Source organism: Streptomyces sp. NPDC012935, assembly GCF_042900345.1.
In the GTDB taxonomy this organism is placed as follows: Bacteria; Actinomycetota; Actinomycetes; order Streptomycetales; family Streptomycetaceae; genus Streptomyces.
This window is the reverse complement of record NZ_JBIBBC010000005.1, coordinates 1-12,279: the sequence shown is the minus strand read 5'-3', so window position 1 is coordinate 12,279 and position 12,279 is coordinate 1. Positions and strand designations below refer to the sequence as shown.

Annotated in this window: 14 protein-coding genes; 7 read left to right on the top strand and 7 right to left on the bottom strand. The window is 69.6% G+C overall.

Features of this window, described 5'->3' with window-relative positions:
- Window positions 1-67: 67 nt before the first annotated feature.
- The 3 genes from ACFY5C_RS14210 to ACFY5C_RS14200 all read right to left on the bottom strand — a co-directional run bounded on the left by ACFY5C_RS14210 (window position 68) and on the right by ACFY5C_RS14200 (window position 2,972).
- Window positions 68-838, bottom strand: coding sequence for a transglycosylase SLT domain-containing protein (locus ACFY5C_RS14210; protein ID WP_389444180.1), 771 nt, complete (start codon window positions 836-838; stop codon window positions 68-70).
- 299 nt (window positions 839-1,137) lie between these two features.
- The gene (locus tag ACFY5C_RS14205; protein ID WP_389444178.1) at window positions 1,138-2,277 is read right to left on the bottom strand and encodes an S-adenosylmethionine:tRNA ribosyltransferase-isomerase; all 1,140 of its coding nucleotides are present in this window, start codon (window positions 2,275-2,277) and stop codon (window positions 1,138-1,140) included.
- A complete protein-coding gene (locus ACFY5C_RS14200) occupies window positions 2,274-2,972 on the bottom strand; it encodes an SDR family NAD(P)-dependent oxidoreductase (RefSeq protein WP_389444176.1) in 699 nt (232 codons plus the stop codon). The genes ACFY5C_RS14205 and ACFY5C_RS14200 overlap by 4 nt, the downstream gene beginning before the upstream one ends.
- A gap of 240 nt (window positions 2,973-3,212) precedes the next feature.
- Between ACFY5C_RS14200 and ACFY5C_RS14195 the strand changes: the two genes are divergently transcribed.
- The 3 genes from ACFY5C_RS14195 to chpE all read left to right on the top strand — a co-directional run bounded on the left by ACFY5C_RS14195 (window position 3,213) and on the right by chpE (window position 5,406).
- Window positions 3,213-4,358 (top strand): GAF domain-containing sensor histidine kinase, encoded by a 1,146-nt coding sequence (locus tag ACFY5C_RS14195; RefSeq protein WP_389444174.1) that lies wholly within the window; start codon window positions 3,213-3,215, stop codon window positions 4,356-4,358.
- Window positions 4,351-4,992, top strand: coding sequence for a response regulator transcription factor (locus ACFY5C_RS14190; RefSeq protein ID WP_328428680.1), 642 nt, complete (start codon window positions 4,351-4,353; stop codon window positions 4,990-4,992). Before ACFY5C_RS14195 ends, ACFY5C_RS14190 begins: the two co-directional genes overlap by 8 nt.
- Before the next feature lie 168 nt (window positions 4,993-5,160).
- Complete coding sequence (gene chpE, locus ACFY5C_RS14185) at window positions 5,161-5,406, top strand: chaplin ChpE (RefSeq protein WP_328428681.1); 246 nt, start codon at window positions 5,161-5,163, stop codon at window positions 5,404-5,406.
- Window positions 5,407-5,645: 239 nt separating this feature from the next.
- Here the strand turns inward: chpE and ACFY5C_RS14180 are convergent, their stop codons facing one another.
- Window positions 5,646-6,434, bottom strand: coding sequence for a hypothetical protein (locus ACFY5C_RS14180; RefSeq protein ID WP_389444173.1), 789 nt, complete (start codon window positions 6,432-6,434; stop codon window positions 5,646-5,648).
- A gap of 146 nt (window positions 6,435-6,580) precedes the next feature.
- On the opposite strand from ACFY5C_RS14180, the gene ACFY5C_RS14175 reads away from it, so the two are divergent.
- The 3 genes from ACFY5C_RS14175 (at window position 6,581) to ACFY5C_RS14165 (ending at window position 8,987) form a co-directional block, all read left to right on the top strand.
- Window positions 6,581-7,378, top strand: coding sequence for an ABC transporter ATP-binding protein (locus ACFY5C_RS14175; RefSeq protein ID WP_389444171.1), 798 nt, complete (start codon window positions 6,581-6,583; stop codon window positions 7,376-7,378).
- 94 nt (window positions 7,379-7,472) lie between these two features.
- Window positions 7,473-7,904 carry an NfeD family protein gene (locus ACFY5C_RS14170; RefSeq protein WP_389444169.1) on the top strand — a complete coding sequence of 144 codons (432 nt, stop codon included), beginning with the start codon at window positions 7,473-7,475 and terminating at the stop codon, window positions 7,902-7,904.
- A 132-nt stretch (window positions 7,905-8,036) separates the two neighbouring features.
- Window positions 8,037-8,987 carry an SPFH domain-containing protein gene (locus ACFY5C_RS14165; RefSeq protein ID WP_389444167.1) on the top strand — a complete coding sequence of 317 codons (951 nt, stop codon included), beginning with the start codon at window positions 8,037-8,039 and terminating at the stop codon, window positions 8,985-8,987.
- Between the two features lie 140 nt (window positions 8,988-9,127).
- Here ACFY5C_RS14165 and ACFY5C_RS14160 read toward each other — a convergent pair whose 3' ends face one another.
- From ACFY5C_RS14160 to ACFY5C_RS14150, 3 genes are all read right to left on the bottom strand, one after another.
- The gene (locus ACFY5C_RS14160; protein ID WP_389444166.1) at window positions 9,128-9,634 is read right to left on the bottom strand and encodes an HNH endonuclease; all 507 of its coding nucleotides are present in this window, start codon (window positions 9,632-9,634) and stop codon (window positions 9,128-9,130) included.
- Between the two features lie 146 nt (window positions 9,635-9,780).
- Complete coding sequence (locus tag ACFY5C_RS14155) at window positions 9,781-10,320, bottom strand: YbhB/YbcL family Raf kinase inhibitor-like protein (protein WP_389444164.1); 540 nt, start codon at window positions 10,318-10,320, stop codon at window positions 9,781-9,783.
- Between the two features lie 43 nt (window positions 10,321-10,363).
- Window positions 10,364-11,146 carry a sporulation protein gene (locus tag ACFY5C_RS14150; RefSeq protein WP_389444162.1) on the bottom strand — a complete coding sequence of 261 codons (783 nt, stop codon included), beginning with the start codon at window positions 11,144-11,146 and terminating at the stop codon, window positions 10,364-10,366.
- A gap of 141 nt (window positions 11,147-11,287) precedes the next feature.
- Between ACFY5C_RS14150 and ACFY5C_RS14145 the strand changes: the two genes are divergently transcribed.
- Window positions 11,288-11,938 carry a DNA-3-methyladenine glycosylase gene (locus ACFY5C_RS14145; protein ID WP_389444160.1) on the top strand — a complete coding sequence of 217 codons (651 nt, stop codon included), beginning with the start codon at window positions 11,288-11,290 and terminating at the stop codon, window positions 11,936-11,938.
- Window positions 11,939-12,279 lie beyond the last annotated feature (341 nt).

The window sequence follows — 12,279 nt, the reverse complement described above, 5'->3', positions numbered from 1 at the left end:
AGGGCGGCACCCCATCAGGAGGGTGCCGCCCTTCGGCGTACGGATCAGAGGCCCGCGCCTACCTCGCTCAGTACGCGCTGTTGACGTTGTCGATCGAGCCGTACCGGTCCGCCGCGTAGTTGGCGGCGGCGGTGAGGTTGGCGACCGGGTCGTACTGGCTCTTGGCCGTGCCCGGGACGTGGTACGCGTCGAAGGTCGGCTTGATGACCTGGAGCAGACCGATCGACGGGACGCCGTTCTGGGCGTTGATGTCCCAGTTGTTGATCGCGTTCGGGTTACCCGAGGACTCCCGCATGATGTTCTTGTGCAGGCCGTTGTAGGTGCCCGGGATGTCGTGCTTCTTCATGATGTCCAGCGCCTCGCGGATCCAACCGTCGAGGTTGTTCGCGTAGGTCTTGGCGGCGACCGGCTTGACCTGGACGCGCTTGGCGTCCCGGCTCGCGGCGGCCTCCGCCTTGCGCGCGGCTTCGGCCTTCTTCGCGGCGGCGGCCTTGGCGGCCCGCTGCTTGGCGGCGGCCTGGGCGGCCACGTGCTTGTCGTGGGCCACGGCGGCGCGGTGCTTGGCGGCGGCCAGGGCGGCCTTGTGCGTGGCCGACATCTCCTGGGCCTTCACGCCGGCAGCGGCGAGCTGGTTGGTGACGCTCGGCTTGACGTCCTTGATCTGCTCGCTGCTGTACGCCACCTTGCCCGTGGGGGCGTCGGCCGTGGTCGTCTGGGCGTTGCCCGGGACGGCGGACAGGGCGAGGGCGGCGGCGCCGAGCGTACCGACGCCGGCTATCGCGATCTTGTTGCGCTTGGTGAGCGTGCGACTGAGACGGTTCTTGGTGTTCTTGAGCATGGCAGTGGGACCTCTTCGAATAGCGCGGAGGTCGCTCGCTGTCCGTCAGGGGACACGGGTGCTTCCTGCACAAACGCCGCGGGCTGAACCCACGGCGCTGAGCGACGAGAGCAATTCTTAGCGGCCGCAAAATGGCGAGGCAAAGGTGTGACGTACGATCCTCGGTAGTGGACCCAGGAAGGGCAAAACGGGACAGACAGGACCGTCTGTCCCGCTCAAAAGGGACGTCGCTACCTACTACGGACTTTCGTACGTGACCTGCGCCCTATGTGCGGGCTCACATCAGCCGCGTAACAGTCTCACCGGCAGTTGCTGGCGCAACGCTCTGCGTGAGGGCCCTCCTCCGACAGGATGAGATGCACGTCGCCGAACTCGTGCCACAGGTAGAGCCCTTGCAGCGCCGCCTCGTAGCTGCGGTCGATCGCGGCCCGCCCGGCGACCGCCTCCAGCATCAAAAGATGCGAGGCCTCGGGCTCGTGCAGCCCGGTCAGCAGCCCGTCCACCACCCGCACCCCGCGCTCCGGCGTGACGACGAGGTCCGTCCACCCCTCACGCGCGCGTACGACCCCCTCGGCGCCCGCCGCCGACTCCACCGCCCGCACGGCCGTCGTCCCCACGGCGACGACCCTGCCGTCCCCTGCCTTCGCCGCGTTGATCAGCCGAGCCGAGGCCTCCGGGACCGCGAATCGCTCCGGGTACGGCGGCTCGTGCGCCTCCGCCGAGGCCACCCCGGTGTGCAGGGTGATCGGCGCGAACTGCACACCCCGGCTGACCAGCTCCGTCACCATCCGCAGCGTGAAGGGCCGCGCCGCACTCGGCATCTCCGCGCTGCCCGTCCCGTCGGCGGACGGCAGCGCGAACACCGTCTGGTACACGGAGAGCGGCTGGTCGCGCTCCGTATAGGAGTAACGGATCGGCCGCCCGTGCTCACGCATGAGCCCGAGGACCGCCGCGCTCTGGGAGCTCTCCCGGGCCCCGGTGACCCGCGCCCACCACAGCCGCTCACTGCCCGGGCTGAGCGGCTCCTCCAGCACCAGCCGCATCCCGCCCGGCAGCCGCACCTCAGTTCCCGCGGGCCCGCCCGCACGCGCGCGCGTGGCGCCCCCCTCGGGATCCCGCAGCTCGACCGCCCACCGCCCGTCGTCCCCGCGCGTCGAGAAGTGCACCACCACGCGCGTGTGCCCGATCCGCCCGTCCACGGCGGCGGCCAGCGTCTCCGACGTGTTCACGACGAGCAGATCCCCGGCCCGCAACAGCCGCGGCAGCTCACCGAACGTGTGGTGCGACACCTCGGTGCCCCGCGACACCAGCAGGCGTACGGCATCCCGGTCCAGGCCCGGCCCCCGCTGCTCGGCCGGCACCCGGGCCGACAGCTCCTCGGGCACCCTCCCCCACGCTCGAGCAGGCTCGCGCGGGGGGACCCCCACCGCCAGAGTCATCGCCGTCCCTCCAGCAGAGACGGCGCCCCGTAACGGCCGCTTGCCGGCCGCTCGTCCAGCAGCCGCAGGAAGGCCGGCACCACGCCGGCCGGCGTCGGCCGTGGACCGTCGTCGTCCGGTACGGCCGCCGCATACAGGTCCGTGGCCATGTCCCCGGGGTCGACCGCCCAGATCCGCAGGTCCGGCTGCTCCTCGCCGAGCACGGCCGCGAGATGGTCCAGCGCGGCCTTCGAGGCGCCGTACCCGCCCCAGGTCTCGTACGCCTCGGCGGCAGCGTCCGAGCTGACCGTGATCACCGCGCCCGTCCCTGACGCCCGCAGCAGCGGCAGCGCCTCCTGGACCAGGCCCAGCGCGGCGACGACATTCACCTCCAGCGCCCGCCGCAGCCCCTCCAGGGGCAGCTCGTCCAGCCGTACGAGCGGCTCGGAGCCCAGCGCGCTGGCGTTGCTCACCAGCAGATCGACGCCGCCCAGCTGCCAGGCGGCGGCCACCAGCTCGGAGCGGTGCCCGGCGTCCGTGACGTCTCCGGGCACCGCCTTCACGCGCGTGCCGTACGACCGCAGCCCGGCCGCCGTCTCCTGCAGCACCTCCGCCGTCCTGGCGTCGAGCACCAGATCCCAGCCACGCGAGGCCAGCGCCTCGGCGAGCGCCCGCCCCAGCCCCTTCGAGGCCCCCGTGATGATTGCTACCGACATGACAACCGTCCCCTCGTACCGAGCCGCCTCCGATCGGCGGTGCCCCCAACGTAGGAACGGGTCCGCCCGCACCGCGTCGGACGCGGGCCGCAAAGCCGCGGGGCCCTTCGTCCTAAGTCGCACAGGGGGCCGTCCGCCCTACGCCGCTGACCGGGGGACCAGAGGACTAGGACCGGCGCCCTAGCCGGCCGCCGCCACAGGTCCGATCCGGCTGTCACACCCCGCCGGTACCGTGAGGGCATGAGTCAAGGCCCCAGGTCCGGCCTCGCCGCGGTGAGCTCCGCGCTGCTGGCCATGAGCAGGCATCTCGAGGTGCGTGACGTCCTCAAGACGATCGTCGCCTCGGCCCGCGAGCTGCTCGACGCGCAGTATGCGGCGCTCGGTGTTCCGGACGACCACGGCGGCTTCGCCCAGTTCGTGGTCGACGGAGTCAGCGACGAACAGTGGAAGGCCATCGGCCCGCTCCCGCGCCAGCACGGCATCCTCGCCGCGATGCTCCAGGAGGCCGAGATCGAGCGCCTGGCCGATGTCCGCAAGGACCCCCGCTTCGAGGGCTGGCCATCGGCGCACCCCGACATGTCCGACTTCCTGGGCCTGCCGATCCGCGACGGCGACGAGGTCATCGGCGCGCTGTTCCTGGCGAACAAGAACTGCCCGAAGCCGGAAGGCAGTTGCGGCTTCACCGAAGAGGACGAGGATCTCCTCGGCATCCTCGCCCAGCACGCCGCGATCGCCCTGACCAACGCCCGCCTGTACGAACGCAGCCGCGAGCTGACGATCGCGGAGGAACGCTCGCGCCTCGCGCACGAACTGCACGATGCGGTCAGCCAGAAGCTGTTCTCCCTGCGCCTGACAGCCCAGGCGGCAGCCGCCCTGATCGACCGTGACCCGTCCCGCGCCAAGGGCGAGTTGCACCAGGTGGCCGCGCTCGCCGCCGAGGCCGCCGACGAACTGCGCGCCGCGGTCGTCGAGTTGCGCCCCGCCGCCCTCGACGAGGACGGCCTCGTCGCCACCCTGCGCACCCAGATCCAGGTCCTGGACCGCGCCCACTCCGCGCGCGTGACCTTCGCCGGCCGTGGCGTGAAGGCCCTGCCCTCAGCCCAGGAGGAGGCCGTGCTGCGCGTCGCCCAGGAAGCCCTGCACAACGCCCTGCGGCACTCCGGAGGCGAGCACGTCGACGTGACGCTGGACCGGCGCGGCAGCGGAGCCGTACTGCGCATCACGGACGACGGCGGCGGCTTTGAACCGAAGGCGATACGCCGCGCCGGGCGCCACCTGGGCCTCGTCTCCATGCGCGACCGGGCGAGCGGGGTCGGCGGCACGCTGACCGTGGAATCGGCGCCCGGCAAGGGCACCGTGATCGAGATGGAGGTCCCCGGTGGCTGACGCAATCAAGGTGCTGCTCGTCGACGACCACCAGGTCGTCCGCCGGGGCCTGCGCACCTTCCTCGAAGTACAGGACGACATCGAGGTCGTGGGCGAGGCCGCCGACGGTGCCGAGGGAGTGGCCCGCGCCGAGGAACTCAAGCCCGACGTCGTGCTGATGGACGTCAAGATGCCGGGCATGGACGGGGTCGACGCCCTGCGCAAGCTCCGCGAACTCGACAACCCCGCGCGCGTGCTGATCGTCACCAGCTTCACCGAACAGCGCACGGTGATCCCCGCCCTGCGCGCGGGCGCCGCCGGTTACGTCTACAAGGACGTGGACCCGGACGCCCTCGCCGGCGCCATCCGCTCCGTGCACGCCGGGCACATCCTGCTCCAACCCGAGGTCGCGGGCGCCCTGCTGTCCCAGGAGGAGGCCAACTCGGGGCAGGGAAGAGCCGGTTCGCTGACCGACCGCGAGCGCGAGGTCCTCGGCCTGATCGCGGACGGCCGCTCCAACCGCGAGATCGCACGGGCCCTGGTCCTCTCCGAGAAGACCGTCAAGACGCACGTCTCGAACATCTTGATGAAGCTCGACCTGGCGGACCGCACACAGGCCGCCCTGTGGGCCGTACGCCATGGCGTGACCGGCTGAAACGCTCTCCGCAGGACGTGACGGACGGCAATACGGAGGGTTCCCCTCCGGACTGAGATTCATACCGTCGTGGGAATGTCCCCCGGATGGCGCATCCTTCGTGGATCTCCACCGTTCTCCAGTGCGTGCTGCGGCGACTGCCGCGGCAATCGCAAGGAGGGCATGAAAGTGAAGAACCTGAAGAAGGCAGCGGCCGTGACGATGGTGGCGGGTGGCCTGCTCGCCGCCGGTGCCGGAATGGCCTCCGCCACCGACGGCGCGCACGCCGACGGCAAGGCCGTGGGCTCCCCGGGCGTCGCCTCGGGCAACCTCGTCCAGGCCCCGGTTCACATCCCGGTCAACGTCGCGGGCAACAGCGTGAACGTCGTCGGCATCCTGAACCCGGCCTTCGGCAACCTGGCTGTCAACAAGTGACGCCCACCCGAAGCAAGCAGTGACCTCCGGCCTCCCGGCCCCACCCCGGGAGGCCGGTCTGTTTGTCGGCACGGGCTTCGGAACCCTTGGTCGGCGCAGGATCCGGGACCCTCCAGCGCAGGCCGGCGCAATCCAGCCCGTCCGGCGTTTGAGGACGAGGCCGTCCAGGCCGATACGGGGGTCTGGGGGCGGAGCCCCCAGGGACGGTCACACCAACGCCGGCCACGACCAAGGGACGCTCACCGCACGCCCCGCTCCCGCTCCTCCACATACGCGTTGTACGAAGCGACCTGCGCCCGCCGTGCCACCCGCTCCACCGGCCGCAATGCCTCAGCCCGAGCCCTCATCTCAGCGGAGCTCACCGCACCCCCGTGCCCGTTCGCATAGGCGAGCGAGATCAACATTCCCACCCGCTGCGCCAGCTCCAGCACCCGCACCGCCCGCGGCGGATACCCAGGCGCCAAAACCTCCCGGCCCCGCTCGGCCCGAGCCCGATAGGCATCGATCGCCGCCTCGGCCACCGGCCCCGACCCGGCCACATCCAGCCGCGACAACACCTCGGTCGCCTCCCGCAGGGCCTCCGCCAGCTCCCGCTCGGCCTCGCCCAGCGACGGCACATCCGCAGGAGGCGCCTCCCGCACCGGCAGCACATGCCAGACCACCTCGACATGCACATCACCATCGGGCCCGGCCTCGTACACCTCCGGCACCAGCCCGAACGCGGCGCCGTGACAGATCACCGCCTCCTCGGCATCCATCGCCCGCGCGTTGAACTCCGGCGGACCACTCAGCCCCAGCGGATGCCCCGGCGCGGGCAGCGCGACCCGCAGCCCGCCGACCCCGAGCGTCCGCAACCGGCCCAGCGCCAGCGTGAGCCCGACGGGCGCCGACTCACCCGGCAACCCCTCCACCCTGTGCACGGCATCGTCCCCGACGATCTCCAGCACAGCGTCATCCGGCGAGATAAGTCCGGCCAAAAGGGCATTTCCCCAAGCCGCAAGGCGTCCTGAACGCGGTTCCGAGAGCATGCCCCCACCCTAAGGACCGGACCGATGGAATGAAGCGCCCGACCGGTGGCGTAGATTTCGTTGAGGGCTGCGCCCACAGGCGCACGCGACCACCGAGACGCCGAGACGCCGAGACCGGTCACACTGCAAGGGGAGACAACGCGCTCATGAGCGATGTTCTGGAGCTTCAGGACGTATCCGTGGTCCGCGAGGGCCGGGCTCTGGTGGACCAGGTCTCCTGGTCGGTCAAGGAGGGCGAGCGCTGGGTCATCCTCGGCCCGAACGGCGCCGGCAAGACCACCCTCCTGAACCTCGCCTCCAGCTACCTCTTCCCCAGCAAGGGCACCGTCTCCATCCTCGACGAGACCCTCGGCAAGCCCGGCACCGACGTCTTCGAACTGCGTCCGCGCATCGGCACCGCCGGCGTCGCCATGATCGACAAGCTGCCCAAGCAGCAGACGGTCCTGCAGACCGTGCTGACCGCGGCGTACGGCATGACCGCCGGCTGGCACGAGGACTACGACGAGATCGACGAGCAGCGCGCCCGAGCCTTCCTCGACCGTCTTGGCATGAGCGACTACGTGGACCGCAAGTTCGGCACCCTCTCCGAGGGCGAGCGCAAGCGCACCCTCATCGCCCGCGCCCTGATGACCGACCCCGAGCTGCTGCTCCTCGACGAGCCCGCCGCCGGCCTCGACCTCGGCGGCCGCGAGGACCTCGTCCGCCGCCTCGGCCGCCTCGCCCGCGACCCGATCGCACCCTCCATGATCATGGTCACGCATCACGTGGAGGAGATCGCCCCCGGTTTCACCCACGTCCTGATGATCCGTCAGGGCAAGGTCCTCGCCGCGGGCCCGCTGGAGCTCGAACTCACCTCCCGCAACCTCTCCCTCTGCTTCGGCCTCCCGCTCGTCGTCGAACAGGTTGGCGACCGCTGGACGGCACAGGGTCTCCCGCTCTCCTGACTTGGTCCTTCACCCCGCGAAACCCCGGTAAGAACGGCTTTTCAAACGATCGGCGCCCTGTCCGCGAACGGGCCCGCGGTCCTACCATGACCATGTGGAAATCGACGCGTGGGTTTGGTGGTTGATCGGCGCGGCAGCGCTCGGCATCGGGCTCGTGGTCACCGCGATGCCCGAACTCGCCATGCTGGCGGTGGGCGCCGTGGCTGCAGCGGTGGTCGCCGGCATCTTCGGCGGTGACGCCGTCGTCCAGGTCGTGTCCTTCGTCGTCGTCTCGACCGCACTCATCGCCGTCGTAAGGCCCATCGCGAACAGACATCGCGCACAGCGGCCCCAACTCGCCACCGGCATCGAGGCCTTGAAGGGGAGGCAGGCCGTCGTTCTGGAACGCGTCGACGCCTCCGGCGGCCGGATCAAGCTCGCCGGCGAGGTCTGGTCGGCACGCGCCCTCGACACCGACCGCGCCTACGAAGTAGGCCAGGAAGTGGACGTCGTGGACATCGAGGGCGCCACGGCGATCGTCATGTGACCTCGCACGACGTAACTGGCGTGAACCCGCCGCGAGTTCCGCGACGGTCTGTCAGACTCGACCAGCAAGATCTTCAACAACCATAAGATCTGCGGGAAACGCCGCGGTGGAGAAGGGGTACGGGGAAAGACGATGGAACCGGTCATCATCGTCTTGATCATTCTGGTGGTGTTGGTCTTCATCGCCCTGATCAAGACGATCCAGGTCATCCCGCAGGCCAGCGCGGCCATCGTCGAGCGCTTCGGCCGCTACACGCGGACACTCAACGCGGGCCTCAACATCGTGGTCCCGTTCATCGACACCATCCGCAACCGCATCGACCTGCGCGAACAGGTCGTACCGTTCCCGCCCCAGCCGGTGATCACCCAGGACAACCTGGTCGTGAACATCGACACCGTCATCTACTACCAGGTGACCGACGCCCGCGCCGCCACCTACGAAGTCGCCAGCTACATCCAGGCGATCGAGCAGCTCACCGTCACCACGCTCCGCAACATCATCGGCGGCATGGACCTGGAGCGCACCCTGACCTCCCGCGAGGAGATCAACGCGGCCCTGCGCGGCGTCCTCGACGAGGCGACGGGCAAGTGGGGCATCCGCGTAAACCGCGTCGAGCTCAAGGCGATTGAGCCCCCGACCTCCATCCAGGACTCGATGGAGAAGCAGATGCGCGCCGACCGTGACAAGCGCGCCGCGATCCTCACCGCCGAAGGTACGCGCCAGGCCGCGATCCTCACCGCCGAAGGTGAGAAGCAGTCCCAGATCCTGCGCGCCGAAGGTGAGGCCAAGGCCGCCGCGTTGCGCGCCGAGGGCGAAGCCCAGGCCGTCCGCACGGTCTTCGAAGCCATCCACGCCGGCGACCCCGACCAGAAGCTCCTCAGCTACCAGTACCTCCAGATGCTCCCCAAGATCGCCGAAGGCGACGCCAACAAGCTCTGGATCGTCCCCAGCGAAATCGGCGACGCCCTCAAGGGCCTGTCGGGCGCGATGGGCAACCTGGGCGGCTTCGGCGGCGGCGGTTCGGGTGGCAACGGATCCTCGGGTTCCGGCACGGAACGCCGGGAGAAGCCGTCGATCGACTGACACGGCGTTCGTCGTACGACAAAGGGGCCCCGCCTTCAAGGAAGGCGGGGCCCCAATCGCCTTTGGGGGCGCGGGGAACTGCGCGACCAGCCCCCGACAACCCGCAGCCGACGCACAATTCAACGCCCCACGGCGACTGGTCAGGCCGCGTCCGTCGCCAACCAGTCCGGCAGCGCAGCAAACTCGTCGGCCCCCAGCGTCAGCAACATCGCATCGGCAGGCGTCGGCTCGAACGGCTCCCGAAGCAACGGCATCCCCGCCTGCTCAGGCGTCCGGTCGGCCTTCCGATGATTGTCCTCGGCACACGAGGCGACCGTATTCAGCCACGTGTCCTGGCCACCGTGCGACCGCGGCACCACGTGGTCCACCGTCGTGGCCCTACGCCCGCAGTACGCGCACCGGTGCCGGTCCCGCACCAGCACACCCCGCCTCGACCACGGCGCTTGTCTTCGGAACGGCACCCGTACGTACCTGCAGAGCCTGATCACCCGGGGCGCGGGTATGTCGACCGCGGCTCCGCGCATGCGCAGTTCGGGGTGGGACTGCTCAACGACGGCCTTGTCCTGAAGCACCAGAACGACGGCTCGGTTCAACGTCACCGTCGACAGCGGCTCGAAGCTCGCGTTCAGTACCAGCGTGTCCCGCATGACCAGCCCACCTCCCGTGTGCAGCCGCCCACCCCGTGGCGGGCTGGGATCAACTCTGGCCGGGCACGCCGAGATGGACAACGAAATAAAAAATGCCCGCCCCCGATCACTTCCATGACCAGGGGCGGGCAAACGTTCCATGAACGTCAGGCTTCGGCGGGCACCTCGTACTCAGCGATCACATGCGCACGCGCGAGCGTGTGGAACCGCAGGTTGAAGCCGACGACGGCCGGACTCGCGTCCGAGTCCGGACCGAGCTTCTCCTGGTCGACGGCGTACACCGTGAACACGTAGCGATGCGGCCCGTCCCCGGGCGGCGGCGCGGCACCGCCGAACTCCTTCGACCCATAGTCGTTCCGCGCCTGTACGGCACCCTCCGGCAGCCCCTCGAACTTGCCGCTGCCCGCACCGGCCGGCAGCTCGGTCACCGAGGCCGGGATGTCGAAGACGACCCAGTGCCAGAACCCGCTGCCCGTAGGGGCGTCGGGGTCGTAGCAGGTCACGGCGAAGCCCTTGGTCTCGGCCGGGAAGCCCTCCCAGCGCAGCTGCGGCGAGGTGTTGCCCGCCGCCTGGACCTGAGCGTCCTTGAGGGTCCCGCCCTGCTCGACGTCCTCACTCGTGACCGTGAAGGACGGCACAGGCGGATGGAAGTCGTGGGGCAGCGGCCGCCGCTTGAGCTCGGTCACTTCGATACCTCCTGATGAACCGGTGGAATCAGCAGTTCCGAGCCTAGAACCAGTTGCGCTTGCTGCCGACCTCGGACAGCCACTGGTTGAGATACGCCGCCCAGTCGGTCCCCTGGAAGTCGTTCAGACCCACCTGGAAGGACCGGAACGTGTCGCTGCCCTCGCTGAACAGCCCAGGCTTCTTGTCCATTTCGAGGACGACGTCCATCGTGCGCTCGTCCGCCACGAAGCTCAGCTCGACCTGGTTGATCCCGCGGTACTGCTGCGGCGGGAAGAACTCGATCTCCTGGTAGAACGGCAGCTTCTGCCGCGTACCGCGGATGTGACCGCGCTCCATGTCCGCGTTCTTGAACCGGAAGCCCAGCTGGATGAAGGCGTCGAGGATCGCCTTCTGCGCGGGCAGCGGGTGCACGTTGATCGGGTCCAGGTCGGTGGAGTCCACGGCCCGCGCGATCGCCAGCTCCGTCGTCACACCGATGTTCATGCCGCGCAGGGGCTGACCGTCGATCGTCGTGACCGGTGTCTCCCACGGGATCTCCAGTCCGAACGGCACCGCGTGCACGCCGCCGGCCACCAGCTCGAAGGCACCACCGAGCTGCATCTTCGTGAACTCGATGTCCTGCTTGTACTCCGAGTCCTGGCCCTCGACCTCGACACGCGCCTGCAGGCCCACGGACAGGCCCTCGATGTTCTGGTTCACGGACCCGCCCTGAATCCGCACCTCACCCTGGACGACACCGCCCGGGACGACGTTGACCTCCGTCAGCACCGTCTCGACCGAAGCCCCGCCGGCCCCCAGGCTCGCGAGCAGCTTCTTGAACGCCATGACTCTCCTCTTTTCAGAGCGGATCCCTTGATCCCTACAAACGCGATTCGGCCGTGGCCGGTTCCGCGCTCCCACCCTGGCAAGCCGCACGCCCCCTGACCACCCCGTCGCCACCACCCGTCTGCACTACCCTCGGACGGCATGATCGCGACCCCCGACCGTACGCCGTTGCCCCGGGACTTCTTCGACCGGCCCGTCCTTGAAGTCGCCCCCGACCTCCTGGGCCGCATCCTCGTACGCAGCACCCCGGACGGTCCGATCACCCTCCGCCTCACAGAGGTCGAGGCCTACGACGGCCCGAACGACCCCGGCTCCCACGCCTACCGCGGCCGCACGCCCCGCAATGACGTGATGTTCGGTCCCCCCGGATACGTGTACGTCTACTTCACCTACGGCATGTGGCACTGCATGAACCTCGTGTGCGGCCCCGACGGCCGGGCGAGCGCGGTCCTGCTGCGCGCCGGCGAGATCGTCGAGGGCGCCGAGCTCGCCCGCACACGGCGACTCTCGGCCCGCAACGACAAGGAACTGGCCAAAGGCCCGGCCCGCCTGGCCACCGCCCTGGACGTGGACCGCGCCCTGGACGGTACCGACGCGTGCGCCTCCGGCGAGACCCCGCTGAGGATCCTGGCCGGCACCCCGACCCCCTCCGACCAGGTACGCAACGGCCCCCGCACCGGCGTGGCCGGCGACGGCGGAAACGGTGACGTGCACCCCTGGCGGTACTGGATCGCCAACGACCCCACGGTGAGCCCCTATCGGGCCCACGTCCCGAGGCGTCGCCGAAGTTGACGCGTCCTGACGAGGCGCGTAACGTAGCCCGAGCCGCTGAACCGGGTACTGCGAAGTCAGCAGCCGGAGCGGCCAACCCACTACCTAAAAGAAACCCTCAGCGGGGTCGATTTCGGCGTGTCCGCATGCCCGAATTCGATTACGCAGAGCCCGATTATGAACCGGGCGGGGGAATCGGCTAACGTAGTGAATGTCGAAAGGCCGACGGGCGAAAGCCCGGAGCTTCAAGACATCCCGCCGACAGGGAATCGGATCGAGAAAAGGATCTGATAGAGTCGGAAACGCAAGACCGAAGGGAAGCGCCCGGAGGAAAGCCCGAGAGGGTGAGTACAAAGGAAGCG

Bases quoted from the DNA above. Each gene is read 5' to 3' on its own strand.
- ACFY5C_RS14210 (WP_389444180.1), bottom strand. From the start codon at position 838: ATGCTCAAGAACACCAAGAACCGTCTCAGTCGCACGCTCACCAAGCGC.
- ACFY5C_RS14205 (WP_389444178.1), bottom strand. From the start codon at position 2,277: ATGACTCTGGCGGTGGGGGTCCCCCCGCGCGAGCCTGCTCGAGCGTGG.
- ACFY5C_RS14200 (WP_389444176.1), bottom strand. From the start codon at position 2,972: ATGTCGGTAGCAATCATCACGGGGGCCTCGAAGGGGCTGGGGCGGGCG.
- ACFY5C_RS14195 (WP_389444174.1), top strand. From the start codon at position 3,213: ATGAGTCAAGGCCCCAGGTCCGGCCTCGCCGCGGTGAGCTCCGCGCTG.
- ACFY5C_RS14180 (WP_389444173.1), bottom strand. From the start codon at position 6,434: ATGCTCTCGGAACCGCGTTCAGGACGCCTTGCGGCTTGGGGAAATGCC.
- ACFY5C_RS14175 (WP_389444171.1), top strand. From the start codon at position 6,581: ATGAGCGATGTTCTGGAGCTTCAGGACGTATCCGTGGTCCGCGAGGGC.
- ACFY5C_RS14165 (WP_389444167.1), top strand. From the start codon at position 8,037: ATGGAACCGGTCATCATCGTCTTGATCATTCTGGTGGTGTTGGTCTTC.
- ACFY5C_RS14160 (WP_389444166.1), bottom strand. From the start codon at position 9,634: ATGCGGGACACGCTGGTACTGAACGCGAGCTTCGAGCCGCTGTCGACG.
- ACFY5C_RS14150 (WP_389444162.1), bottom strand. From the start codon at position 11,146: ATGGCGTTCAAGAAGCTGCTCGCGAGCCTGGGGGCCGGCGGGGCTTCG.
- ACFY5C_RS14145 (WP_389444160.1), top strand. From the start codon at position 11,288: ATGATCGCGACCCCCGACCGTACGCCGTTGCCCCGGGACTTCTTCGAC.